This window comes from Micromonospora yangpuensis (genome assembly GCF_900091615.1).
In the GTDB taxonomy this organism is placed as follows: domain Bacteria; phylum Actinomycetota; class Actinomycetes; order Mycobacteriales; family Micromonosporaceae; genus Micromonospora; species Micromonospora yangpuensis.
Genome location: NZ_FMIA01000002.1, coordinates 5003616 through 5028141, shown reverse-complemented (window position 1 = coordinate 5028141; position 24526 = coordinate 5003616). Strand labels below are relative to the sequence as shown.

Below are 24526 nucleotides of genomic sequence, written 5' to 3'. Positions count from 1 at the left end.
CATGGCTGCGGACGGTGACTATGGTCGGGCGGTGACCAGTGCGCAACCACTCATCCGGGCCCGGGGGCTGGTGAAGCGGTTCGGTGACTTCACCGCCGTGGACGGCATCGACGTCGAGGTGCGCGCGGGTGAGGCGTTCGGCTTCCTCGGGCCCAACGGGGCGGGCAAGTCCTCGACCATGCGGATGGTCGGTTGCATCTCCCCGCCCAGCGGCGGCCAGCTGCGCATCCTCGGCATGGATCCGGTGGCCGACGGCGCGGCGATCCGGGCCCGGTTGGGGGTCTGCCCCCAGTTGGACAATCTCGATCCGGAGCTGACCGTCCGGGAGAACCTGGTCGTCTACGCCGGGTACTTCGGCATCTCCCGCCGGGTGGCCCGGGCCCGCGCCGCCGAGTTGCTGGACTTCGTGCAGCTCACCGAGCGTGCCGACAGTGTGGTCGAGCCGCTCTCCGGCGGCATGAAGCGCCGGTTGACCATCGCGCGGGCGCTTGTCAACGAGCCGGACATCGTGCTGCTCGACGAGCCCACCACCGGGCTGGACCCGCAGGCCAGGCACCTGGTCTGGGAGCGGCTGTTCCGGCTCAAGCGGGAGGGGGTCACGCTGGTGCTGACCACCCACTACATGGACGAGGCGGAGCAGCTCTGTGACCGCCTGGTGGTGATGGACGGCGGCCGGATCGTGGCCGAGGGGGCACCCCGGGAGCTGATCGGGAAGTACTCCACCCGCGAGGTGGTGGAGTTGCGCTTCGCGACCGACTCGCAGCAGGAGTACGCCGACCGGGTGGCCGGCCTGGCCGAGCGGGTCGAGGTGCTGCCGGACCGGATCCTGCTCTACGTCACCGACGGTGACGCGGTGGTGGGACAGCTGTCCGGGGCGGGCCTGGCCCCGGCCAACGTGCTGGTCCGCCGCAGCAGCCTGGAGGACGTCTTCCTGCTGCTCACCGGCCGTACGTTGGTGGACTGAGGTGGTGGCGGTGACGAGCCGGCGGCCGGCCCGACCCCGGGTGCCGGCGTGGACCGTGCTGGTCTACTACCTGACCAACTACCGGCGGACCTGGCGGGCCGGGCTCTTCTCGTCCTTCTTCCTGCCCCTGCTCACCGTGGTCGGCTTCGGCCTGGGGGTCGGCTCCTACGTCGATCAGGGCCTCGACGGGGTGAGCTACCTGCACTGGATCGTGCCGGGCCTGCTCCTGGCCGGGATCCTGCAGGTGGCGGTGCTGGAGTCGACCTTCCCGGTGTTCAGCGGCTTCCAGTGGTCGAAGATCTATTTCGGTCAGTACGCGGCTCCGCTGCGGGTCGGTGACATCGTCGCCGGGCACCTGGCCTTCGTGGTGTTCCGGGTGCTCACCGCGGCGATCGCCTTCCTGCTGGTGACCGCGGCCTTCGGCGCGCTGCGGTCGTTCTGGGCGGTGGCCGTGCTGCCGGTGATCGTCCTGTTCACCCTGGCGATGATCACCCCGATCTTCGCGTTCAGCGCCTCGGTGCCGACCGACACCCATCTGACCATCCTGTTCCGCTTCGCGGTGCTGCCGATGACCCTGTTCAGCGGGGTGTTCTTCCCGGTGGAGTCGCTGCCGACCGGGTTGCGTCAGGTGGCGTACCTCAGTCCGCTCTGGCACGCGGTGGACCTCTGCCGGGCGGCCACCCTCGGGATGGCCCCGCAGTGGTCGATCGTCGGTCACCTGCTCTATCTCGCGGCCTGGGCGGTGGTCGGTTGGGTGCTGGCCCGCCGCGCGTTCCGCCGTCGGCTCGTCGTCTAGGAGGCGGTCTTGGTCGCTCTGGTGCTGCCCCGGCTGGTCGGGGTCCGGGATCTGGCCCGCCGCTCGGGCGCGGTGGCCGGGCGCAACGTGGCGGCGCTGCGGCCGGTCTACTGGGTACTGCTGGTCTCCGGGCTGTTGGAGCCGCTGCTCTACCTCTTCTCCATCGGGGTCGGGGTGGGCAGCCTGATCGGTGATCTGACCCTGCCCGGTGGGCAGGTCGTCGGGTACGCCACCTTCGTCGCCCCGGCGATGCTGGCCGCCTCGGCGATGACCGGGGCGCTTGCCGAGACCACCTTCACCTTCTTCGGCAAGATCAAATACCTGAAGCTGTACGACGGCATGATCGCCACCCCGGTACGGCCCTTCGAGATCGCCCTCGGCGAGCTGGGCTGGGCGATGCTGCGGGGCAGCTCCTACTCGGTGGCCTTCCTGGTGGTGATGGTGGCGATGGGCCTGACCTCGCCGGTGCGCGCGCTGGTGGCGCTGCCCGCCGCGGTGCTCGTCGGGTTCGCCTTCGGCGCGCTCGGGCTGGCCTTCGCGACGTATCTGCGCAGTTGGCAGGACCTGGACCTGATGGGGTCGGCCCAGTTCACCCTCTTCCTCTTCTCCGGCACGTTCGTGCCCGCCGAGACGTACCCGACGGTGTTGCGCTGGCTGGTGGAGGTGACCCCGCTCTACCGGTCGGTGCACCTGATCCGGGACATCTCGATCGGTGCCGGCGGCTGGACCTGGCTGCTCGACGTCCTCTACCTGCTGGTGCTGACCGGGGTGGGGTTGCTGGTGGCGTCGCGTCGGATGAACGCCATCCTCTACCGGTAGGTGGTTACCGAGGTGGCCACCGGGGCAAGTCGGAGGGAACACCGCCGACTGCGAGGGAGCCTCGATGGCCGCCGCCGACCCTGCCGACCGCGACGCCCGTGACCAGCCCGGACCCGGGTCGGTGGCCGGCGACCGGAACCAGCCCGACGCCGGTGCCGAGACCGCCGACCAGCCCGACGCTGGTGCCGAGACCGCCGACCAGCCCGACGCTGGTGCCGAGACCGCCGACCGGCCCCGGGCCGGTCAGGAGGCGGTCGGGCGGCCGGCAGGTCACCGGCCGGTCGGGCCGGACGACGGCCCGGACAGCCCCACCCAGCTGTCGGGTACCGGGTGGGTGGCGACGTTCCGGCGGACGGTCCGGGAGTTCTCCGAGGACAGCCTGACCGACTGGGCGGCGGCGCTCACCTACTACGGCGTGCTCTCCATCTTCCCCGGCATGCTGGTGCTGGTCAGCCTGCTCGGGCTGCTCGGCCCGAGCGCCACCCAGTCGGTCCGGGACACCGTCGGCCAGGCGGTGCCCGAACCGAACATCCGGCAGATCATCGACACCGCGATCACCCAGGCCCAGGAGAACGGCGGCCTGGCCGGGGTGGCGGCGGTCATCGGTCTGCTGGCCGCGTTCTGGTCGGCCTCCGGGTACGTCGCGGCCTTCATGCGTGCCTCCAACTCGATCTACGACGTGCCGGAGGGGCGACCGATCTGGAAGACCCTGCCGATCCGGGTCGGGGTCACCGCGGTCGTCGGGGTGCTGCTGCTGGCCAGCGCGGTGATCGTGGTCTTCACCGGTCGCCTCGCCGAGCAGGTGGGTGACGCCATCGGGTTCGGGTCGACCGCCGTGACGGTCTGGAACATCGCCAAGTGGCCGGTGCTGTTGATGCTGGTCAGCCTGATGTTCGCGATCCTCTACTGGGCCTCGCCGAACGCCCGGCACGGCGGGTTCCGCTGGGTCAGCCCGGGTGGGGTGCTGGCGGTGCTGATCTGGCTGGCGGTCTCCGGCGTCTTCGCCCTGTACGTCAGCAACTTCGGCTCGTACAACAAGACGTACGGTGCGCTGGCCGGTGTGATCATCTTCCTGGTCTGGCTCTGGCTGAGCAACATCGCGATCCTGCTGGGTGCCGAGTTCGACGCGGAGCTGGAGCGCAGCCGGGCCATCGCGGCGGGTCACGCGCCGGACGTGGAGCCTTACGTGGAGCTACGGGACGACCGCAAGTTGCGTAAGAAGCGCAACTCCGCTCCTCCCCGCTGACCCGGGCGGGAGCCCTCACCGCACCGTGGGTTTCCGTGATCCACTTTTAGCTTTTGTTCGAACGGACAAAAGTTTGAATCAAAATGGCCGAAGCTCTGGACAGGCGACACGCGACGCTCCTACTGTGTCGAGCACAACACGTCGGGGTTTCCTCGATGTGACTGGCTCCTGTCCCGGAGGTGGGCTCGGTGCGGTCGGAGGACCCCCTACACGTACGGCTGTTGCGGCTGCTCCGCGACGAAGGGGCGGTGTCCCGGGCCGAGTTGGGTGACCGGCTGCAGATGCCCCGCCCCCGGCTACTCGCCGAGCTGGAGCGCCTGGTCTCCCTCGGCTACGTCGCCGAGGCCGGGCTCGCCGCCTCCCGGGGCGGACGACGCTCCACCCTGGTCGAGCTGAACCCGAAGCTGCGCTTCGCCGCGGTGGACATGGGTGCCAGCTCGATCGACGTCGAGGTGGTCGACGGCCGGCTGGAGCCGGTCGCCGCCTACGCCGAGCCGATCGACATCCGCTCCGGCCCCAAGGTGACCCTGCACCGGGTCAACGACCTGCTGCACAAGGCCAAGGTGGACGGGGCGTACGAGCGCCTGGACGCGGTCGGGGTTGGCGTGCCCGGCCCGGTGAGCTTCCGCGACGGCGTCCCGGTCTCCCCGCCGATCATGCCCGGCTGGGACCGGTTCCCCCTGCGTGAGCTGCTGACCCGGGAGCACGGCTGCCCGGCGGTGGTCGACAACGACGTCAACATCATGGCCATCGGGGAGCGGCACGGCGGAGTGGCCCACTCCGTCGACGACTTCCTCTTCATCAAGATCGGCACCGGCATAGGGTGTGGGATCTACCTCAGCGGTGAGGTCTACCGGGGCACCGACGGCTGTGCCGGGGACATCGGCCACATCCAGGTCGACCCGAACGGTCCGACCTGCTCCTGCGGCAACATCGGCTGCCTGGAGGCGCTGTTCAGCGGGGCCGCGCTGGCCAAGGAGGCGGCGCTGGCCGCCCGCAGCGGCGCGTCGCCCGCGCTTGCCGAGCGGTTCACCGCCCGGGGCGAGGTCACCGCCCTGGACGTCGCCGAGGGCGCCGTCGAGGGGGACGTGACCTGCATCAACCTGATCCGCGACGGCGGACGGCGGGTCGGCGGCGTGCTCGCCGGCCTGGTGAGCTTCACCAACCCTTCGATGATCGTCATCGGCGGGGGCCTCGCCCAGCTCGGCCACATCCTGCTGGCCGAGATCCGCAGCGTGGTCTACCGCCGCTCGCTGCCCCTGGCCACCGGCAACCTACCGGTGGTCCTGTCCGAACTCGGCCCACGGGCCGGTGTCGCCGGAGCAGCGGTGCTCGCCAGCGACGTCGCCTTCGGGGAGGCATCATGAGTGAACCGACCGAACCCCTGGTCCACGCCCCCGCCGGCACCGTCGCCGGCGAGGTGGTCCTACGACTGACCGATGTGGTCAAGACCTTCCCCGGCGTGCGCGCGCTCGACGGCGTGCAGCTGGAGGTGCGCGCCGGCGAGGTGCACTGCCTGCTCGGGCAGAACGGCGCCGGCAAGTCCACCCTGATCAAGGTGCTCGCCGGGGTCCACAAGCCGGACTCCGGGCTCATCGAGTGGCGTGGCGAGCCGGTGAGCTTCGCCAACCCGCAGGCCGCCATGAAGGCCGGCATCGCCACCATCTACCAGGAACTCGACCTGGTCGAGGACCTCTCGGTGGCGGAGAACGCCTTCCTCGGCCACGAGCCGAAGGTCGCCGGCTTCGTCCGCCGGGGGCAGATGGCCCGGCGTACCCGGGAGATCCTCGGCCGGCTCGGGCACGGCGAGATCCCGCCCAGCCGGATGGTGCGCGCCCTGCCGGCCGCCGGCAAGCAGGTGGTCAGCATGGCCCGGGCGCTCTCCCACGAGGCCCGACTGATCATCATGGACGAGCCGAGCGCGGTGCTGGCCCACGACGAGGTCGGCAACCTGTTCCGGATCATCCGGGAGCTGACCGCGCAGGGCATCGCGGTCATCTACATCTCCCACCGGATGGAGGAGATCCGGGAGATCGGCGACCGGGTGACCGTGCTCAAGGACGGCCGGACCACCGCGGCCAACCTGCCGGCCGCGGACACCCCCACCAAGGACCTGGTGGGCCGGATGACCGGCCGCACCATCGAGTACGTCTTCCCCGAGCGCCCGGCCGCCGACGCGGCGGCGAAGGAGCTGCTCAGCGTGGCCGGGCTCAGCCGGGCCAACGAGTTCCACGACGTCTCGCTCACCGTCCGGGCCGGGGAGATCGTCGGCATCGCCGGCCTGGTCGGCTCCGGCCGCTCCGAGCTGCTGGAGACGATCTTCGGGGCCCGGCGGGCGGACACCGGCACGATCCGGATGAACGGCCGGGCGCTGCGGCCGGGCAGTGTCGGCGCGGCGGTGAAGGCCGGCATGGGCATGGCCCCGGAGGAGCGCAAGAGCCAGGCGCTGCTGCTGGGTGAGCCGATCTACCGCAACGTCACGCTCGCCACCTTCAGCCGGTACGCCCGGCTCGGCTTCACCGACGTCGGCAAGGAACGGGCCGAGGCCAACCGCATCGCCGACGACCTGGAGCTGCGTCCGTTGGACGTCAACCGGGCGGTACGCACCCTCTCCGGCGGCAACCAGCAGAAGGTGGTGGTCGGGCGCTGGCTGCTCGGCGACACCCGGCTGCTGCTGCTCGACGAGCCCACCCGGGGCGTGGACGTCGGTGCCCGGGCCGAGCTGTACCAGGTCATCCGGGGGCTGGCCGCCCAGGGCGTCGGCGTGCTGCTGGTCTCCAGCGAGGTGCCCGAGGTGTTGGGCCTGGCCGACCGGGTGCTGGTGATGCGGGAGGGCCGGATGGTCCGCGAGGCACCGGCCGGCGAACTGGATGAGAACACTGTGCTCGACCTCGTCATGGCGGGGTCCTTGATGGAAGGCGCACCAGCATGAGTGAGGACGCTCCCACATCCACCGCCACATCGGAGCGTTCGGCGACGTTGCCGGCGCAGTCCCCGCCGGTCGACCCGGCCGAGACCCACGCGGCAGCCGAGAAGACCGCCGCCAAGCCCGGCCTCTCCTGGTGGCGCGGGAGCGGCGGTGAGGGCGCCAAGCGGAACCTCGGCCTGATCGGGGTGCTGGTGGCCCTGGTCGTCATCGGCATCGTGACCCGGCCCGACCTCTACTCCGACTCCAGCTGGGTGTGGGGGAACTTCCTCACCATCCTCAAGCTCGCCTCGGTGGTCGGCGTGGTCACCGTCGGGATGACCTTCGTGATCATCGGTGGTGGCATCGACCTCTCGGTGGGCGCGATCATCGCCCTGGCCGGGGTCTGGGCCACCACGGTGGCCACCCAGAGCTTCGGCACCGGCGGCATGATCTTCACCGCGGTGGTGGTCGGCATCTGCGTCGGCCTGGTCAACGGGGTGCTGATCTCGTACGGCCGGCTGGTGCCGTTCATCGCGACACTGGCCATGCTGGTGGCCGCCCGTGGGCTGGCCGCGCAGATCTCCGGCAAGCAGACCCAGGTCTCCGACAACGACTTCATCAACGGCATCGCCGCCAACAACCTGCTCGGCATCCCGCTGCTGGTCTACATCCTGGCCGCGGTGGTGATCGGCGGCTGGGTGCTGCTCAACCGCACCACCTTCGGTCGGCGTACGGTGGCCGTCGGCGGCAACCCGGAGGCCGCCCGGCTGGCCGGGATCAACGTCAAGCGGCACACCGTACTGCTCTACGCCCTCTCCGGGCTCTGCGCCGGTATCGCGGCGATCATGCTCACCGCCCAGGCCAACTCGGCCCAGGCGGCGATGGCCAACCTGTACGAGCTGGACGCGATCGCCGCGGCCATCATCGGCGGGACGCTGCTCAGCGGTGGCCGTGGCACCATCGTCGGCTCCCTGCTCGGGGTGCTGATCTTCTCCACCATCACCAACCTCTTCGCCATCAACGGGCTCTCCACCGAGGCCCAGAACATGGTCAAGGGCGGCATCATCGTCGCCGCCGTGCTGATCCAGCAGATCCAGTACGGCAGCCTCGGCAAGTTCCTCAACCGCAACCGCGCCACCACCGCCTGACCCCGGGCGACACCCCGAATCCCCCCGAACCCCCGCCCCCCCGAACCCCCGCCCCCCGAACCCCCCGATTCCCACGCATCAACGGCGGTCACCCGAGCCGGTGGCCGGGCACGCTACACCCTTCTTCACCCCCACCACCTCATCCTGGAGGTCGTCATGACCCAGCACAGTCGCCGCCGCCTGCTGTTCGGCGGGGCCGCCGTCGGCGCCGGTGTCCTGCTCGCCGGCTGCACGAGCAACGAGGCCCAGCCGACCGAGGCGCAGACCAAGGCCGCCGACTCCGGCGGCAACAGCGAGCCCGGCCAGGCGGTGACCATCGGCTTCTCCGCACCGGCCGCCGACCACGGCTGGCTGGCCGCCATCACCAACAACGCCAAGGCGCAGGCCGACGCGTACTCGGACGTCACCTTCAACACGGTGGAGGCCGGCGCGGACGCGGCGGCCCAGCGGGCGGCGCTCTCCACGCTGATCGCGCAGAAGCCCAACGTGATCGTGATGCTGCCGCACGACGGCAAGGAGCTCAACGCCGCCGGCCTGGAGGCCATGCAGGCCGGCATCCCGGTGGTCAACCTGGACCGGGCCTTCCCGGACGCCAAGGCGTACCGGACCCAGATCCTGGGCGACAACTACGGCATGGGCGTCTCCGCCGCCAACTACATCATCGAGCAGATGAAGGCCAAGGGCGTCAGCGCCCCGATCATCGGTGAGATCCCCGGCATCGACGCCCTGGAGCTGACCCAGGAGCGGTCGCGGGGCTTCAGCGAGACCCTCGCCCAGGCCGGTTTCAAGGTGGCCAACCGCCGCCCGGCGGAGTTCACCGCCGACTCCGGCCAGCAGGCCGCCACCGGCCTGTTCCAGGCCCTGCCGAAGATCGACGCGATCTGGAACCACGATGACGACCAGGGCATCGGCGTGATGGCCGCGATCAACCAGGCCAGCCGTACCGAGTTCATCATGGTCGGTGGTGCCGGCTCCAAGAAGGCCATGGAGGACATCCAGGCCGACAACACGCCGCTGAAGGCGACCGTGACCTACAGCCCGTCGATGGCCTCCTCGGCCATCTCGCTGGCCCGGTTGATCGGCCAGAACAAGGGCATGTCGGACCTGGTGGAGCTCCAGGTGCCGAAGACGATCGTGCTCGCCTCCGAGACGATCACCAAGGAGAACGCGAGCAACTACCTCAAGCTCGGGTTCTGACACACCGGGGGGAGACCCACCTTGTCCACGACAGACAGAGAACTGCGGGTCGGCATGGTCGGCTACGCGTTCATGGGAGCCGCGCACTCGCAGGCGTGGCGCACCGTGAACCGCGTCTACGACCTGCCGGCGCGGGTCCGGATGGCAGCGATCTGCGGCCGGGATCCGGAGAAGGTGGCCGACGCCGCCGACCGGCTCGGCTGGGAGTCGCACACCACAGACTGGCGGGAGTTGATCGCTCGCGACGACATCGACATCGTCGACGTCTGCACACCGGGGGACAGCCACGCGGAGATCACCCTCGCCGCGTTGGCTGCCGGCAAGCACGTGCTCTGTGAGAAGCCGCTGGCCAACACAGTCGCCGAGGCCCGCGAGATGACCGCTGCGGCGACCACCGCGCAGGCCGCCGGGATCCGCTCGATGTGCGGCTTCAACTACCGTCGGGTACCCGCGGTGACCATGATGCAGCAGCTGATCGCCGCCGGCCGGCTCGGAAAGATCCGGCACGTCCGCGCGGTGTACCTGCAGGACTGGATCGTGGATCCGCAGTTCCCGCTGGTCTGGCGACTGCAGAAGGACAAGGCGGGCTCCGGCGCGCTGGGTGACATCGGTGCCCACATCATCGATCTCACCCAGTTCGTCACCGGCCAGCGGATCGCCGGCGTCAGCGCGTTGACCGAGACCTTCGTCAAGCAGCGGCCGTTGCCGGGCGGGTCCAGTGGCCTGGCGGCCACCGGTCCGGCCGACGGGGCCACCGCGGCCACCGGTGAGGTCACCGTGGACGACGCGGCGGTCTTCGTGGCCCGACTCGACGGTGGCGCACTGGCCACCTACGAGGCGAGCCGGTTCGCCACCGGGCGCAAGAACGGACTGCGGGTCGAGGTCAACGGCTCGCTGGGCACCGTGGTGTTCGATCTGGAACGCCTCAACGAGCTGGAGTTCTACGACGCGACGCTACCCGCCGCCGAGCAGGGCTTCACCCGGATCCTGGTCACCGAGGGCGACCACCCGTACATGTCGGCCTGGTGGCCGCCGGGACACATCATCGGGTACGAGCACTCGTTCACGCACCAGATGCGGGACCTCGTCGAGGCGGTCGCCACCGGCGTCGACCCGGCGCCCTCCTTCGCCGACGCGTTGCAGGTCCAGCTGGTGCTGGACGCGGTGACCCGGTCGGCGGAGCTCGGTTCCTCATGGACCGAGGTGGAGCCGAGCCTGGCCGCCGTGGCCGGCTGATCCCCGGTTCCGGTGGCGGCGGGCACCTGCCGCCACCGGAACCGGATCGGAGAGTCCGGTCCGACCGGCGAGGGACCGGCCGCGGTTGCGCCCCGCGGCGGGTACGGGTCGGACCGGCGGGCGGGCTCCGGGCCAGCACGGCCCGGGGTACGCCCACAGGACGGTCGTCCGGTGCGGTCGACACGGGATTCCCCGACCGCACCGGAGGACCGCGAACGCGCGAGACGTCCGGTCGTCGCCGACGACCGGAGGGATGCGGGGGAGGCAGGGACGGAACGCCGAACCATCCCTGCCTGCCAGCCCCGTCCGTTCCCATGCCTGGGAATTCCGGCTAGCGTCGTTGCCGCCGACTCCGGCGCTGTCGTCGGGACCTCGGACGCGGTGAACGGACGGGGCCCATCCGCACCTGAACGGGAAGGAGCACCATGCGTACGGGTGTCTGGCTGGTAGGCGCGCGAGGTTCGGTCGCGACCACCAGCATCGTCGGGGCGCTCGCCCTGCGGGCCGGGCTCGCCGGTCCGACCGGCTGCGTCACCGAACTGCCCGAGCTGCGGGGGCCGGCCCTGCCGAGCTTCGCCGAGCTGGTCTTCGGCGGCCACGATCCGGTGCTCACCCCGCTGGCCAAGCGGGCCGAGACGCTGGCCGCCGCCGGGGTGGTCCCCGGCCGGCTGGTCGCCGCGCTCGCCGACGACCTGGCCGCCGTGGAGTCCGACCTGCGGCCGGCGCCGGTCGGCGGGACCCAGGCCGACCGGATCGCGGTCGTGGTGGCCGATCTGACCGAGTTCCGCCGTCGGCACGAGCTGGCCCGGATCGTGGTGGTCAACGTCTCCGCCACCGAGGCCGCCGTCACCCCGCACCCGGCGCACGCCGACCCGGCCGCCCTGGCCGAGGCGCTCGCCGGCCCGGACGAGGTGCTGCCGCCCAGCTCGCTCTACGCGTACGCGGCCTTCACCGCCGGCTGCTCCTACGTGGACTTCACCCCGTCGACCGGGGCCCGACTGCCGGCCCTGGCCGCCCTCGCCGCCGAACGCGGCCTGCCGTACGCCGGGCACGACGGCAAGACCGGCGAGACGCTTGTCAAGTCGGTGCTCGCGCCGATGTTCGCGATGCGCAACCTGGCGGTGCGCTCGTGGTCCGGCATCAACCTGCTCGGCGGCGGCGACGGGGCGACCCTGGCCGACCCGGCCGCCAACGCGGCCAAGGTGGAGAGCAAGCAGCGGGTCCTCGGTGAGACCCTCGGCTACCAGCCGCAGGGCGACACCCGCATCGACTACGTCGAGGAACTCGGTGACTTCAAGACCGCCTGGGACCTGATCACCTTCGCTGGCTTCCTGGGCACCGGGATGCGGCTGGAGTTCACCTGGCACGGCTGCGACTCCGCGCTGGCCGCCCCGCTGGTGCTGGACCTGGCCCGGATCACCGCCGCCACGCACGCCGCCGGACGCAGCGGACCCCTGCCCGAGCTGGCCTTCTTCTTCAAGGACCCGATCGGCGCGCCCACCCACTCGCTGGCCGAACAGTGGGCCCTGCTGCGCCAGCACGTCACCCGTCTGCACGCCGCCGCCGAGGGCACCGATGTCCCGGCTGAGTGACCTGGCCGAGCTGGTCCGGGCCCCGGCCGCGCTCTCGGTACCCGGTGACGTGATCGCCGGTGCGGCGGCGGCCGGCACGCTCGACCGGCGTACCCCCGCCCTGGCCGGCGCGTCGGTCCTGCTCTACTGGGCGGGGATGGCCGCCAACGACTGGGCCGACCGGGACCTGGACGCGGTGGAACGCCCCGAGCGCCCGATCCCCAGCGGCCGGATCAGCCCCCACACCGCGTTCGGCCTGGCCGCCGGGCTGACCGCCGCCGGCCTCGGGCTGGCCGCTGCCGCCGGCGGCCGGCGCGCGGCGGCCGTGGCGGTGCCGCTGGCCGCCGCCGTCTGGGCCTACGACGTGGCGGCGAAGAACAGCGCCGCCGGCCCGCCGACCATGGCGCTCTGCCGGGGGTTGGACGTGCTGCTCGGCGCGGCCGGCGGGCCGACTGCGCGGGCGGTGCCGGCGGCGCTCACCGTCGCCGCGCACACCTGGACGGTCACCGCGCTCTCCCGCCGCGAGGTCAGCGGCACCGACGCCCGGCTGCCGCTGGGCACCCTGGCCGGTACCGCCCTGATCGCCGCCACCGCCGCGGTGCCGCCCCGGAGCCGGACCACGACGGCGGCCGGTACCCGCTGCGGGACGGCCGGCGGCGACCACGGTCGCACGGACCTGGTGGCGGGGGTGCGCGCGGCGCTGCCGGCGGCCCTGGCCACCCTCTACACCGCCCGGTACGGCACCGCGCAGGCCCGGGTGGTGGCCGAACCCACCGCCGGTCGGGTCCGCGCGGCGGTCGGCGCCGGCATCACCGGCCTGCCCGCACTGCAGGGCGCGTTGACCGCCCGCGCCGGCGCGGGTCTGCTCGGGACCGCGGTGGCCGCCGCCGCCCCGCTGGCCCGCCGGCTGGCCCGCAAGGTCTCGCCGACATGACCGGGCCCGACGGCACCGCCGAGGCGGACACGGCCCGGCTGCGGTTCGGGTACGGCACCAACGGTTTCGCCAACCACCGGCTCGACGACGCGCTCGCCGTCCTGGCCGACCTGGGGTACCAGGGCGTCGCCCTGACCCTGGACCACGACCACCTCGACCCGTTCGCCCCCGGGCTGGCCGCCCGGGTCGACGCCGTCGGTAGGCGACTGGCCGGACTGGGCCTCTCGGTGGTGATCGAGACCGGGGCCCGGTACCTGCTGGACCCCTGGCACAAGCACGCCCCGACCCTGCTGCACGACGACCCGGCCCGCCGGATCGAGTTCCTGCGTCGGGCCGTACGCATCGGTGCCGACCTGGGTGCCGAGGCGGTCTCCTACTGGGCCGGGGTACGCCCACCGCAGGTCAGCCCCCAGACCGCCTGGGACCGGCTGGTCGCCGGCTGCGCGGTCGTGGTGGAGGCCGCCGGGGCCGCCGGCGTACCGCTGGGCTTCGAACCCGAGCCGGGGATGCTGGTCGAGGACATCGCCGGCTGGCGGCGGCTGCGGGCCGCCCTCGGTGAGCCGCCCGGCTTCGGGCTCACCCTCGACATCGGACACTGTCGCTGCCTGGAGTCGATGACCGTGCCGGACTGCGTCTACGACGTGGGCGAGCACCTGGTGAACGTGCAGATCGACGACATGCGGCGCGGTGTGCACGAGCACCTGGAGTTCGGCACCGGTGAGATCGACTTCCCGCCGGTGCTCCAGGCGCTCTCCGACGTCGGCTACCGGGGGCTGGTCGCGGTGGAGCTGCCCCGGCACTCGCACGCCGCCCCGAACGTCGCCGCCGCGTCGATCGAGTTCCTCCGCGCCGCCGCCGCGCCGGCGCCCACCAGCACCCGCGCCGCCGTGGCGGCGCCCACCAGCACGAGGGGGGAGACCGGATGACACCGGACCAGCTGCGGGCCGCGTTGCGCGAGGTACCCGATCCGGAGTGGCTGGAGGCGGCGCTGCGGCAGGTGGCGGTCGACCCGACGGCGATCGAACGGCTCTTCCCGGGCGTCGGCCGGCGGTGCGGCCGGGGACCACTGCCCGAGCTGCCCGGTTGGACCGCCGACGACGCGGCCCGGGTGCTGCTGCTGACCGCGCTGCCCAGCGGGCAGGCCGCCCACGCCGAGGCGCTCTACCGGCAGGGTGACGCCGCCGAGAAGCGGGCCGTGCTGCGGGCCCTGCCGCTGCTGCCGATCGGCGCGGCCGGCGTACCGCTGCTGCACGACGCGATCCGCACCAACGACACCCGGCTGGTCGCCGCCGCCCTCGGCCCGTACGCCGGGCACCTCGATCCGGCCTCGTGGCGGCAGGCCGTGCTCAAGTGCGTCTTCATGGACGTACCGCTGGCCGTGGTCGCCGACCTCGACCAGCGCGCCGACGGCGAACTCGCCGCGATGCTCGCCGGACTGGCCGCCGAACGGCAGGCCGCCGGCCGGAGCATGCCCGCCGACGCCACCGGTCTGCTCGACCAACTCACCGCCCGGGAGGCGTGATGCGCATCTTCGACCCGCACATCCACATGACCTCACGGACCACCGACGACTACGAGCGGATGGCCGCCGCCGGGATCCGCGCGATCGTCGAACCGGCCTTCTGGCTGGGCCAGCCCCGTACCAGCCCGGCCTCCTTCACCGACTACTTCGACTCGCTGATCGGCTGGGAGCCGTTCCGGGCCGCCCAGTTCGGGGTACGCCACCACGCCACCATCGCGCTGAACCCGAAGGAGGCGAACGACCCGCGCTGCCGACCGGTGCTCGACCTGCTGCCCCGGTACCTGGACAAGGACGGCGTGGTCGCGGTCGGCGAGATCGGGTACGACTCGATGACCCCGGAGGAGGACGCCGCGTTCGCCGGGCAGCTCGCCCTGGCCGTGGCGTACGACCTGCCGGCGCTGGTGCACACCCCGCACCGGGACAAGGTCAAGGGCGTCGAACGGACCCTGGCGGTGGTCGCCGAGTCCGGCATCGCCCCCGGGCGGGTGGTGGTCGACCACCTCAACGAGGTGACCGTCAAGCTGGTCCGGGACACCGGCTGCTGGCTGGGCTTCTCCATCTACCCGGACACCAAGATGTCGCCGCCGCGGATGGTGGAGCTGCTGAAGACGTACGGCACCGAGCGGATGCTTGTCAACTCGGCGGCCGACTGGGGACGTTCCGACCCGCTGCTGACCCGGACCACCGGGGAGGCGATGCTGCAGGCCGGCTTCACCGACGACGACGTCGACCGGGTGCTGTGGCGCAACCCGGTGGAGTTCTACGGCCAGTCCGGGCGGCTGGACCTCAGCGACCTGGCGGACTCCGAGGCCACCTTCGAGGGCAACTCGATCCTGCGCGGCGGCAGCTGATGCGGCTGCGACACCGCGACGGCAGCACGGTCCACCTCGGCTACTGCACGAACGTGCACCCGGCCGAGGACCTGGCCGGCATCCTGCGGCAGCTGGACAGCTACGCGGTGCCGGTGCGCGAGCGCCTCGGTGGCGACCTGCTGGGGCTGGGGCTGTGGTTGGCCGCCCCGGTCGCCGCCGAGCTGGCCGCCGACGAGACCGCGCGTCGCCGGTTGCGCACCGAGCTGACCGTCCGGGGCCTGGAGGTGGTCACCCTCAACGGGTTCCCGTACGCCGCCTTCCAGGCACCGGTGGTCAAGGGCGCGGTGTACCAGCCGGACTGGGCCACCGCCCAGCGGTTGACGTACACCCTGAACCTGGCCCGGGTGCTGGCGGACCTGCTGCCCGAGGACGCGGCGCGGGGCTCGGTCTCCACCCTGCCGCTGGCCTGGCGTACCCCGTGGGACACCGACCGGGCCGACGCCGCCCGGCGGCGGCTGGACGAGCTGGCCGCCGGCCTGGCCGCGGTGGAGCGGGAGACCGGCCGTCCGGTGCGGGTCGGCTTCGAGCCGGAGCCGGGGTGCGTGGTGGAGACGACCCGGCAGGCCGCCATGTTACTGTCCGGAATGGACACGACACGGTTGGGCGTCTGCCTGGACCTGGCTCACCTGGCCTGTGCCTGGGAGGAGCCGGCCGAGGCGCTGGCCCGGCTGCGCGCCGCCGACCTGCCGGTGGTCAAGGTCCAGGTTTCCGCCGCCCTGGAGGCGGCCGATCCGACAGCCGCCCTGGAGTCCGCTGACCCCGGCAGCGCCGGGCAGTCCGGCGGTGACGGCGAGGCGTTGCGGCGGTGGGTGGAGCCGCGTTTCCTGCACCAGACCCGGGGGCCCGGCTGCGCGCACGGCGACGACCCGGCCGACCCGGCGTACGCCGCCGACGACCTGGACGCCGCGTTGGACGCCCGACTGCCCGGCCCGTGGCGGGTGCACTACCACGTGCCGCTGCACGCCCCACCGGAGCCGCCGCTGACCGCCACCCTGCCGGTGCTGCGTGCCGCGCTGACCGGCCTCTTCGCCGGTGAGACGGCCGGCTGCGACCACCTGGACGTGGAGACGTACACCTGGGGGGTGCTGCCGGCGGCGCGGCGGCCCGGCACCGATGCGGAGCTGGCTGCCGGGATCGCCGCCGAGCTGGCCTTCGCCCGTGACGAACTGGCCGCGATCGGCCTCGAGACCCCGGCTGGAGTACGCGCGTGACCAAGAAACTGGTGGTTCTGGACGTGGTCGGGCTGACCCCCCGGCTGCTGGCGCACATGCCGAAGCTGCGCGCGGTCGCCGACGGCGGGTTCACCGCGCAGCTCGGCACGGTGCTGCCGGCGGTGACATGTTCGGTGCAGTCGACCTTCCTCACCGGCGAGCTGCCCCGTTCGCACGGCGTCGTCGGCAACGGCTGGTACTTCCGTGACCTGGGTGAGGTGTTCCTGTGGCGGCAGCACAACGCGCTGGTGCAGGGCGAGAAGCTCTGGCACACCGCGCGTAGGCTGCGCCCCGACTACACGGTGGCCAACGTCTGCTGGTGGTACGCGATGGGCGCGGACGTCAACTGGACGGTCACCCCGCGGCCGGTGTACCGGGCCGACGGGCGCAAGGAGCCGGACTGCTACACCGACCCGCCGGAGCTGCACGACGCGCTCACCGACAAGCTGGGCACCTTCCCGCTGTTCACCTACTGGGGGCCGGGCGCCGGCATTCCGTCGTCCCGGTGGATCTGCCAGGCCGCCGAGCAGATCCTCGCCGACCACTCGCCGGACCTGACCCTGGTCTACGTCCCGCACCTCGACTACGACCTGCAGCGGTTCGGGGCCTCGTCGTTGCAGGCCGCCGTCGCGGCCAAGGAACTGGACGAGGTGCTCGCCCCGCTGCTGGCGGCGGCCCGGCAACGGGACGCGACGGTGGTGGCCCTGTCGGAGTACGGCATCACCGACGTCTCCCAGCCGGTCGACATCAACCGGCTGCTGCGCGCCGAGGGGCTGCTGCGGGTCTACACCCAGGACGGCATGGAGCACCTCGACCCGTGGACGTCGCGGGCCTTCGCGGTGGCCGACCACCAGATCGCGCACGTCTACGTCAAGGATCCGGCGGACCTGCCGGCGGTGGCGAAGCTCTGCGCCGGGCTGCCCGGGGTGGCCGAGGTGCTGGACGCCGAGGGCAAGGCGGCGTACGGGCTGGACCACGAGCGCGCCGGTGAGCTGGTGCTGGTCGCCGAGGAGCAGGCCTGGTTCACCTACTACTACTGGCTGGACGACGCCCGCGCCCCGGACTACGCCCGGCTGGTGGAGATCCACCGTAAGCCGGGGTACGACCCGGCGGAGCTGCTCTTCGATCCGGCCGCGCCGGGGGCCGCGAAGCGTCGCGCCGGCATCGCCCTGGCCCGCAAGAAGGCGGGCATGCGGTACCTGATGAGCGTGGTCGGCCTGGACGCGGGCGCGCAGGCGGTACGCGGCTCGCACGGGCGGCTGCCCGCCGACCCGGCCGACGGTCCGGTGCTGCTCTGCTCCGACGCCGCCGCGGCCCGGGAGTCGCTGGCCGCCACCGAGGTCAAGGGGCTGCTGCTGGAGTTGGCCGGGCTGACGGAGGGCGGCGGGGCGTCGTGACGGTGACCGTGCCGGCCACCGACGCGGGGCAGTTACGGGCCCGGGTCGACGCCGAGCTGGCCGCCTTCCTGGAACGCCAGGGCCCCGAGTGGCCCGACGGCGCACCCCGGGGCGTGTTCACCGCGTTGCAGCGGTTCGTGCTGGCCGGCGGCAAACGGGTCCGGCCGCTGTTCTGCTACTGGGGTTGGCGGGCGGCCGGCGGTGACGACGGCGACGAGATCGTGGTGGCGGCGGCGGCGCTGGAGCTGTTCCACGCCTTCGCCCTGATCCACGACGACATCCTGGACGGCAGCGACCGGCGGCGCGGTGAGCCGTCGGTGCACCGGCTCTTCGCCGACCTGCATGCCCGGTCGTCGTGGCGCGGCGACCCGGAGGCGTACGGCCGCAACACCGCCCTGCTCTGCGGTGACCTCTGCGCGGCCTGGTCGGACCAGATGTTCCACGAGTGCGGGCTGGGCGTCGAGCAGGTGCACCGGGGGTACACGATGTTCGCCCTGATGCGGACCGAGGTGATCGCGGGGGAGTACCTCGACCTGGTCTCCGGGGTCGGCGACGGCTCGGTGGCCAGCGCCCTGACGGTGATCCGGATGAAGGCCGCCCGGTACACGGTGACCCGGCCGTTGCAGATCGGTGCGACCCTGGCTGCCGCCGGGCCGGACCTGGTGGCCGCGCTCGCCGACTTCGGCGACCCGTTGGGTGACGCGTTCCAGCTGCGCGACGACGTGCTCGGGGTGTTCGGTGACCCGTCGGTGACCGGCAAGTCGATCCTGGACGACCTGCGCGAGGGCAAGCCCACCGTGATGATGGCGTTGGCCCGCAGCGTCGCCGACCGGGCGCAGAGCGCCCGGCTGCGGGAACTCTTCGGCAACCCGGACCTGGACACCGCGGGCGCCACCGAGCTGCGCGAGATCATCGAGGCCACCGGCGCCCGCGAGAAGATCGAACAGATGATCCGGGTACGCACCGACGCGGCGCTGACCGCCCTGGCCGCCGCCCCGGTCCGGCCGGAGGCCCGCGCGGCGCTGGCCGCCCTGGCCGAGCACGCGGTGGACCGCCAGCACTGAGCCGTCCGCGCCGGCGGTGTCGCTGAGCCACCCGGTCCCGGCCGGCGGTGTCGGGGAACGCGAAGCGGCCTTCCGTAACCCGCGCGCGGGGCCCTAGAGTGAGGGCGGCGACCGTGCAGGTGGCCGGTGACCCGGCGGGAGGCGCAACCCGTCGGGCCCAGGTGCGTGTGGCACCCACCGGCGGCTCCGTGCGGGTCGCCGGCGGTACGGCCCGGCCCGTTCCACCCTCGCCCCGGTCCGCCCAGGGAATCCCCCATCACCAGACAGGGGAGAAGGACACATGGCGCGACCCATCACGCTCTTCACCGGCCAGTGGGCCGACCTGCCCTTCGAGGAGGTCTGCCGGCTCGCCTCCGAGTGGGGCTACGACGGCCTGGAGATCGCCTGCTGGGGCGACCACTTCGAGGTCGACAAGGCCCTCGCCGACGACTCGTACGTCGAGCGCAAGAAGGAGACCCTGGCCAAGTACAACCTCCAGGTCTTCACGATCTCCAACCACCTGGTCGGGCAGGCCGTCTGCGACCACCCGATCGACGAGCGCCACCAGGACATCCTGCCGGCGCGGATCTGGGGCGACGGCGAGGCCGAGGGGGTCCGGCAGCGGGCCGCCGAGGAGATCAAGGACACTGCGCGGGCGGCGGCGAAGCTGGGTGTGCAGACCGTCGTCGGCTTCACCGGCTCGTCGATCTGGCACACCCTGGCGATGTTCCCGCCGGTGCCGCCGGCCATGATCGAGCGCGGCTACCAGGACTTCGCCGACCGGTGGAACCCGATCCTCGACGTCTTCGACTCCGTGGGCGTCCGCTTCGCCCACGAGGTGCACCCGAGCGAGATCGCGTACGACTACTACACCACCAAGCGCACCCTGGAGGCGATCGACCACCGGCCGGCGTTCGGGCTCAACTGGGACCCGTCGCACTTCGTGTGGCAGGAGCTGGACCCGGTGAACTTCATCTTCGACTTCGCCGACCGGATCTACCACGTCGACTGCAAGGACGCCAAGGTGCGCACCGGCGACGGGCGGCGCGGCCGGCTCGCCTCCCACCTGCCCTGGGCGGACCTGCGGCGCGGCTGGGACTTCGTCTCCACCGGACACGGTGACGTGCCGTGGGAGGACTGCTTCCGGGCGCTGAACGCGATCGGCTACACCGGCCCGATCTCGGTGGAGTGGGAGGACGCCGGGATGGACCGCCTGGTCGGTGCCCCCGAGGCGCTGCAGTTCGTCCGCCGGCTGGCCTTCGACGCCCCGTCGGCGGCCTTCGACGCCGCGTTCAGCAGCAAGGACTGAACAGCTAGAACCTAGCCGGGTACGACGAGACGGGCCGGTCGCCTCGCGGCGACCGGCCCGTTGTCACGCGTACGTCAGATGGTGCTGCCGTTGGTAGGCGTACCCGGGGTCTTGCTCCGGGCGGTGGTGGTGCTGCTGGTCGAGGCCGACGACGCCCCGGTGCCGGTCTTGGCGCCGACGGTGGCCGGCGTGGCCGGCTTCCCGGCGAACGCGTCGTCCGCGGCGGTCAGCTCCTGCTTGCTGCCGTTGGTGGAGAGCTTCTCACCCAGCTTCGAGTGGCCGAGCTTGTCCTTGCCCTCGGCGTAGAGCCGGTTCGCCTGGGCCTGCGCGACGCCCGCCGCCTCCTGCACGGTCGGGTGGTCGAGCACCTTGCGGCCCTGCACGACCAGCTCCTCGTACTTCTCCCGGCCTGCACGGGCGCCCAGGACGAATCCCGCAGCCAGCCCGCCAAGGAACATGATCTTTCCGCGCATGGCGGCTCCTTTCGTACCTGACGCCGTCACCCCGGTGCTACGACCCCGCCCCGGTGGCGACCCTTTCGCGCCTACGTCCTCTGTTGGCAGCTAACTACCCATCCTCCACCGGACTCAAGCATCCGGAGGCGGGGATGGTGATTTGTCTGCTTTCCCGGGTGCTCCGGCGGTGCCCGCCGCGCGCCAACCCCCACCACCACGACCGGGCGAAGTCCTGTACTCTTGTGCCGTCGCACGGTGCCGGAGACATCCGGGGCCGGACGCACTACGGTCCCCCGTAGCTCAATTGGCAGAGCAGCCGGCTGTTAACCGGCAGGTTTTTGGTTCGAGTCCAAACGGGGGAGCCACCGCACCCGATGCCCGTCGGCCATGCCGACGGGCATCGTCGTTTCCCGTCCCCGATCGGGCCCGCTCTGCCTGGTTTCGCCCCCGTAGCGCCCGGTCGCCCGGCAGGATGAGCGGCGTCTACTGGGACGCCCACCGCGTCGGACCCGTGGGAGCAGATGGCATGGCCGGTGCCCGGGGCCGCAGCCCGACCACCCTGATCGCGGTGGTCGTCGTGCTCGGCTGGCTGATCGTCGGCGCTGTCGCCGGGCCGTACGCGGGCCGCCTCGGCGACGTGGCGACCAACGACAACGCCTCCTTCCTGCCCGCCGCCGCCGAGGCCACCCGGGCCGAGGACCTCAGCGCGCAGTTCGTCGACCGGCGGACCACCCCCGCCCTGGTGGTCTACGAACGCGCCGCCGGGATCACCGAGGCCGACCGGCAACGGGCCGCCGCCGACGCCGCCCGGTTCGCCCGGGTACCCGGGGTGGTCACCCCGCTGCCGCCACCGATCCCCAGCCAGGACGGTCAGGCGTTGCAGGTGGTCGTGCCGATCGACGAGGCCGAGGGGGAGCGGATCGGCACCGTCGTCGACGAGCTGCGCACCATCACCGGCACCGGCACCGACGGGCTCGCCGTGCACGTGGCCGGCCCGGCCGGGCTGCTGGCCGACCTGATCGAGGTCTTCTCCGCCATCGACGGCACCCTGCTGGTGGTCACCCTCTGCGTGGTCCTGGTCATCCTGCTGGTGGTCTACCGCAGCCCGGTGCTCTGGATCGCCCCGCTGCTGGCCGCCGGGATGTCCTTCGCCCTCGCCGCCGTCTTCGTCTACCTGCTCGCCGACGCCGACGTGGTCAAACTCAACGGGCAGGCCCAGGGCATCCTCACCGTGCTGGTCTTCGGCGCGGGCACCGACTACGCGCTGCTGATCATCGCCCGGTACCGGGAGGAGCTGCACCGGCACGCGCGCCCCGCCGACGCGATGCGTACCGCCTGGCGGGGCGCCGCCCCCGCGATCGTCGCCTCCGGCGGCACCACCATCGCCAGCCTGCTCTGCCTGCTGCTGTCCAGCCTCAACTCCAACCGGTCGCTCGGCCCGGTCGCCGCCATCGGCATCGCCGCCACCCTGCTGGTGATGCTCACCTTCCTGCCCGCCCTGCTGGTGCTCGGCGGACGCTGGGTGTTCTGGCCCCGCCGCCCCCGCGTCGACCGGGCCGAACCGCAGGCCGAACACCCGTTCTGGCAGCGCGTCGCCGGCTTCGTGGCCCGCCGCGCCCGGCCGGTCTGGCTGGTCACCACCGTGGTGCTGGCCCTGCTCGCCATCGGACTCACCCAGCTCGGCGCGACCGCGCTCGGCCAGAGCCAGCTCTTCACCGACCGCACCGACTCGGTAGCCGGCCAGGAGGCGATCGCCCGGCACTACCCGGGCAGCACCGGCAGCCCGGCCACCATCTTCGTCACCGCGTCCAGCGCGCAGCGGGTGACCGAGGTGGCCCGGGGCGTACCCGGGGTGGCCGCCGTCGCGCCGGTCACCGGCAACCCGGCCGGCCCACCGCAGGGCGACGCCCCACCGAAGGTGGTCGACGGCCGGGTGGAGCTGGCGGCCACCCTGACCGACCCACCGGACAGCGACGGCGCCGAGCGGACCGTACGGGACCTGCGGGTGGCCGTACACGCCGTGCCCGGGGCCGACGCCGTGGTCGGCGGGTACACCGCGATCAACGTGGACACCGCCGACGCCGCCACCCGGGACCGCAACGTGATCATCCCGGTGGTGCTGGCGGTGATCGCCGTCATCCTCGCCCTGCTGCTGCGCGCCCTGGTCGCCCCGCTGCTGCTGATCGCCACCGTGGTGCTCTCCTACGCGGCCACCCTCGGCCTCTGCGCGCTGGTCTTCCGGTACCTGTTCGACTTTCCCGGGGTGGACGCCTCGTTCCCGCTCTTCGCCTTCGTCTTCCTGGTCGCGCTCGGCATCGACTACAACATCTTCCTGATGAGCCGGGTCCGGCAGGAGTCCGTCCGGCGGGGCACCCGCTCCGGGGTGCTGCACGGGCTGGTCGTCACCGGTGGCGTGATCACCTCCGCCGGGGTGGTGCTCGCCGCCACCTTCTCCGCGCTGGCCGTACTCCCGTTGGTGGTCCTTGTCGAATTGGGTGTCGCGGTCGCCATCGGGGTACTGATCGACACCATCGTCGTACGCTCGCTGCTGGTCCCGGCACTGGCGTACGACATCGGGCCCCGCATCTGGTGGCCCGGCCGGCTGGCCCGGACGCACCAGAGGGAGGACACGCATGCTCGCTGAGACCGACGTCGTGATCGTCGGCGGGGGCCTGGCCGGCCTGGCCGCCGCCCGCCGGCTGCACCGGGCCGGGGTGCCGTGGCGGCTGCTGGAGGCCACCGACCGCCTCGGCGGCCGGGTCGCCACCGACCGGGTCGACGGCTACCTGCTGGACCGGGGCTTCCAGGTGCTCAACACCGCGTACCCGAAGCTCGGCACCCTGCTCGACCTCGACCGGCTGCAACTGGGCTGGTTCACCTCCGGGGTGCTGGTCCGCCGCGGCGAACGCCTGCACCGGCTGGTCAACCCGCTGCGCGAACCGGCCGGCGCACCCGGCACCGCGCTGGCCGGCATCGGCTCGGTGACCGACCGGCTCCGCTTCGCCGCCCTGGCCACCGGCTGCGCCACGCTCCCGCCCGCCCGGCTGCTGGCCGCCCCGGAGACCACCGCCGAGACGGCCCTGCGCCGGGCCGGCCTCTCCGACACCATCATCGAGGAGCTGCTCCGCCCGTTCCTCTCCGGCGTCCTCATCGACCGGGCCCTGGAAACCTCCAGCCACGTGCTGGCCATGGTGCTGCGCTCGTTCGCCCGGGGCCGGGTAGGCGTGCCGGCCGACGGCATGCAGGCGCTGCCGCGCACCATCGCCGAGCCGCTGCCGGCCGACCTGATCACCACCGACACCCCGGTCGCCGAGGTCGCCCCCGGCCGGGTCCGCACCCAGGCCGGCGACATCACCTGCCGGGCCGTCCTGGTCGCCGTCGACCCCGCCACGGCTCCCACCCTGCTGCCGGCCCTGCCCCGGGTACGCACCCACGCCTACACGACCTACTACCACAGCACCACCGAGCCGCCCCTTACCGAGCCGATCCTGCTCGTCGACGGCGACCGCCGGGAACTGGTAGCCAACACGGTGGTGCTGAGCCAGGCCGCCCCCACGTACGCCCCCACCGGACGGCACCTGGTCGCCACCTCGGTGGTCGGCCCGACGGCCCCACCCGAGCCGACCGTACGGGCGGAACTGACCCGGCTCTACGGCCGGTCCACCGCCGACTGGGCCCACCTGGAAACCGTGTCGATCCCCGCCGCGCTGCCGGCCGCCGCACCACCCCAGGGTCACCTACGCAAGCCGGTACGCCTCGGCGACGGCCGCTACGTCGCCGGCGACCACCGGGACAGCCCGTCCATCCAGGGGGCCCTGGCCAGCGGTTGGCGGGCCGCCGGGGCGATCCTGGCCGACCTGCGGGACGGCTGAGACCGGCCCCGGCCGGCGGCGGGTGG

At 72.6% G+C, this 24526-nt stretch carries 21 protein-coding genes and 1 tRNA gene; 21 read left to right on the top strand and 1 reads right to left on the bottom strand.

Translation table 11 applies throughout. From position 1 onward, the window contains the following. Positions 1-31: 31 nt before the first annotated feature. The 18 genes from GA0070617_RS22615 (at position 32) to GA0070617_RS22530 (ending at position 20173) form a co-directional block, all read left to right on the top strand. The gene (locus GA0070617_RS22615) at positions 32-964 is read left to right on the top strand and encodes an ABC transporter ATP-binding protein (protein WP_091447056.1); all 933 of its coding nucleotides are present in this window, start codon (positions 32-34) and stop codon (positions 962-964) included. Between the two features lies 1 nt (position 965). Next, the gene (locus tag GA0070617_RS22610) at positions 966-1760 is read left to right on the top strand and encodes an ABC transporter permease (protein ID WP_373868373.1); all 795 of its coding nucleotides are present in this window, start codon (positions 966-968) and stop codon (positions 1758-1760) included. 9 nt (positions 1761-1769) lie between these two features. Further along, positions 1770-2579: an ABC transporter permease gene (locus tag GA0070617_RS22605; RefSeq protein WP_091442218.1), complete on the top strand. Its 810-nt coding sequence runs from the start codon at positions 1770-1772 to the stop codon at positions 2577-2579. A gap of 64 nt (positions 2580-2643) precedes the next feature. Beyond that, on the top strand, positions 2644-3825 hold the full coding sequence (locus GA0070617_RS22600; RefSeq protein WP_229688461.1) for a YihY/virulence factor BrkB family protein: 1182 nt from the start codon (positions 2644-2646) through the stop codon (positions 3823-3825). Between the two features lie 188 nt (positions 3826-4013). After that, positions 4014-5192, top strand: coding sequence for an ROK family protein (locus tag GA0070617_RS22595; protein ID WP_091447045.1), 1179 nt, complete (start codon positions 4014-4016; stop codon positions 5190-5192). Beyond that, positions 5189-6757: a sugar ABC transporter ATP-binding protein gene (locus GA0070617_RS22590; protein WP_091442214.1), complete on the top strand. Its 1569-nt coding sequence runs from the start codon at positions 5189-5191 to the stop codon at positions 6755-6757. The genes GA0070617_RS22595 and GA0070617_RS22590 overlap by 4 nt, the downstream gene beginning before the upstream one ends. Next, positions 6754-7881 (top strand): ABC transporter permease, encoded by a 1128-nt coding sequence (locus GA0070617_RS22585; protein ID WP_091442210.1) that lies wholly within the window; start codon positions 6754-6756, stop codon positions 7879-7881. Before GA0070617_RS22590 ends, GA0070617_RS22585 begins: the two co-directional genes overlap by 4 nt. Positions 7882-8037: 156 nt before the next feature. Beyond that, positions 8038-9078: a substrate-binding domain-containing protein gene (locus tag GA0070617_RS22580; RefSeq protein ID WP_091442207.1), complete on the top strand. Its 1041-nt coding sequence runs from the start codon at positions 8038-8040 to the stop codon at positions 9076-9078. Between the two features lie 54 nt (positions 9079-9132). Then, entirely contained in the window at positions 9133-10314 is a 1182-nt protein-coding gene (locus tag GA0070617_RS22575; RefSeq protein WP_175440807.1) for a Gfo/Idh/MocA family protein, read from the top strand. A gap of 425 nt (positions 10315-10739) precedes the next feature. Then, entirely contained in the window at positions 10740-11906 is a 1167-nt protein-coding gene (locus GA0070617_RS22570; RefSeq protein WP_091442202.1) for an inositol-3-phosphate synthase, read from the top strand. Continuing rightward, on the top strand, positions 11890-12819 hold the full coding sequence (locus tag GA0070617_RS22565) for an SCO3242 family prenyltransferase (RefSeq protein WP_091442200.1): 930 nt from the start codon (positions 11890-11892) through the stop codon (positions 12817-12819). Before GA0070617_RS22570 ends, GA0070617_RS22565 begins: the two co-directional genes overlap by 17 nt. After that, entirely contained in the window at positions 12816-13745 is a 930-nt protein-coding gene (locus tag GA0070617_RS22560) for a sugar phosphate isomerase/epimerase family protein (protein ID WP_091442197.1), read from the top strand. Before GA0070617_RS22565 ends, GA0070617_RS22560 begins: the two co-directional genes overlap by 4 nt. Then, positions 13742-14341 carry an EboA domain-containing protein gene (locus tag GA0070617_RS22555; RefSeq protein ID WP_091442193.1) on the top strand — a complete coding sequence of 200 codons (600 nt, stop codon included), beginning with the start codon at positions 13742-13744 and terminating at the stop codon, positions 14339-14341. The genes GA0070617_RS22560 and GA0070617_RS22555 overlap by 4 nt, the downstream gene beginning before the upstream one ends. After that, on the top strand, positions 14341-15192 hold the full coding sequence (locus GA0070617_RS22550) for a TatD family hydrolase (RefSeq protein WP_091442190.1): 852 nt from the start codon (positions 14341-14343) through the stop codon (positions 15190-15192). Before GA0070617_RS22555 ends, GA0070617_RS22550 begins: the two co-directional genes overlap by 1 nt. Then, positions 15192-16424: a metabolite traffic protein EboE gene (gene eboE, locus GA0070617_RS22545; RefSeq protein WP_091442187.1), complete on the top strand. Its 1233-nt coding sequence runs from the start codon at positions 15192-15194 to the stop codon at positions 16422-16424. The genes GA0070617_RS22550 and eboE overlap by 1 nt, the downstream gene beginning before the upstream one ends. Next, the gene (locus GA0070617_RS22540; protein WP_091442182.1) at positions 16421-17821 is read left to right on the top strand and encodes an alkaline phosphatase family protein; all 1401 of its coding nucleotides are present in this window, start codon (positions 16421-16423) and stop codon (positions 17819-17821) included. Before eboE ends, GA0070617_RS22540 begins: the two co-directional genes overlap by 4 nt. Further along, a complete protein-coding gene (locus GA0070617_RS22535) occupies positions 17818-18885 on the top strand; it encodes a polyprenyl synthetase family protein (protein ID WP_091442179.1) in 1068 nt (355 codons plus the stop codon). The genes GA0070617_RS22540 and GA0070617_RS22535 overlap by 4 nt, the downstream gene beginning before the upstream one ends. A gap of 280 nt (positions 18886-19165) precedes the next feature. Then, positions 19166-20173, top strand: a complete 1008-nt coding sequence (locus GA0070617_RS22530; protein ID WP_091442175.1) for a sugar phosphate isomerase/epimerase family protein — start codon at positions 19166-19168, stop codon at positions 20171-20173. Between the two features lie 74 nt (positions 20174-20247). Here the strand turns inward: GA0070617_RS22530 and GA0070617_RS22525 are convergent, their stop codons facing one another. After that, positions 20248-20646 carry a hypothetical protein gene (locus GA0070617_RS22525; protein ID WP_091442172.1) on the bottom strand — a complete coding sequence of 133 codons (399 nt, stop codon included), beginning with the start codon at positions 20644-20646 and terminating at the stop codon, positions 20248-20250. A gap of 271 nt (positions 20647-20917) precedes the next feature. Between GA0070617_RS22525 and GA0070617_RS22520 the strand changes: the two genes are divergently transcribed. The 3 genes from GA0070617_RS22520 (at position 20918) to GA0070617_RS22510 (ending at position 24500) form a co-directional block, all read left to right on the top strand. Continuing rightward, positions 20918-20993 (top strand) — tRNA-Asn (locus GA0070617_RS22520). Between the two features lie 161 nt (positions 20994-21154). Then, entirely contained in the window at positions 21155-23272 is a 2118-nt protein-coding gene (locus GA0070617_RS22515; protein ID WP_091442168.1) for an MMPL family transporter, read from the top strand. Continuing rightward, a complete protein-coding gene (locus tag GA0070617_RS22510; protein ID WP_091442165.1) occupies positions 23262-24500 on the top strand; it encodes an NAD(P)/FAD-dependent oxidoreductase in 1239 nt (412 codons plus the stop codon). Before GA0070617_RS22515 ends, GA0070617_RS22510 begins: the two co-directional genes overlap by 11 nt. Positions 24501-24526: the final 26 nt, after the last annotated feature.

What these genes read in the sequence shown, in the direction of transcription:
- GA0070617_RS22600 (WP_229688461.1), top strand. Translation starts at nt 2,644, where the DNA reads ATGGCCGCCGCCGACCCTGCCGACCGCGACGCCCGTGACCAGCCCGGA.
- GA0070617_RS22590 (WP_091442214.1), top strand. Translation starts at nt 5,189, where the DNA reads ATGAGTGAACCGACCGAACCCCTGGTCCACGCCCCCGCCGGCACCGTC.
- GA0070617_RS22585 (WP_091442210.1), top strand. Translation starts at nt 6,754, where the DNA reads ATGAGTGAGGACGCTCCCACATCCACCGCCACATCGGAGCGTTCGGCG.
- GA0070617_RS22580 (WP_091442207.1), top strand. Translation starts at nt 8,038, where the DNA reads ATGACCCAGCACAGTCGCCGCCGCCTGCTGTTCGGCGGGGCCGCCGTC.
- GA0070617_RS22575 (WP_175440807.1), top strand. Translation starts at nt 9,133, where the DNA reads ATGGTCGGCTACGCGTTCATGGGAGCCGCGCACTCGCAGGCGTGGCGC.
- GA0070617_RS22570 (WP_091442202.1), top strand. Translation starts at nt 10,740, where the DNA reads ATGCGTACGGGTGTCTGGCTGGTAGGCGCGCGAGGTTCGGTCGCGACC.
- GA0070617_RS22565 (WP_091442200.1), top strand. Translation starts at nt 11,890, where the DNA reads ATGTCCCGGCTGAGTGACCTGGCCGAGCTGGTCCGGGCCCCGGCCGCG.
- GA0070617_RS22560 (WP_091442197.1), top strand. Translation starts at nt 12,816, where the DNA reads ATGACCGGGCCCGACGGCACCGCCGAGGCGGACACGGCCCGGCTGCGG.
- GA0070617_RS22555 (WP_091442193.1), top strand. Translation starts at nt 13,742, where the DNA reads ATGACACCGGACCAGCTGCGGGCCGCGTTGCGCGAGGTACCCGATCCG.
- GA0070617_RS22550 (WP_091442190.1), top strand. Translation starts at nt 14,341, where the DNA reads ATGCGCATCTTCGACCCGCACATCCACATGACCTCACGGACCACCGAC.
- eboE (WP_091442187.1), top strand. Translation starts at nt 15,192, where the DNA reads ATGCGGCTGCGACACCGCGACGGCAGCACGGTCCACCTCGGCTACTGC.
- GA0070617_RS22530 (WP_091442175.1), top strand. Translation starts at nt 19,166, where the DNA reads ATGGCGCGACCCATCACGCTCTTCACCGGCCAGTGGGCCGACCTGCCC.
- GA0070617_RS22525 (WP_091442172.1), bottom strand. Translation starts at nt 20,646, where the DNA reads ATGCGCGGAAAGATCATGTTCCTTGGCGGGCTGGCTGCGGGATTCGTC.
- GA0070617_RS22515 (WP_091442168.1), top strand. Translation starts at nt 21,155, where the DNA reads ATGGCCGGTGCCCGGGGCCGCAGCCCGACCACCCTGATCGCGGTGGTC.
- GA0070617_RS22510 (WP_091442165.1), top strand. Translation starts at nt 23,262, where the DNA reads ATGCTCGCTGAGACCGACGTCGTGATCGTCGGCGGGGGCCTGGCCGGC.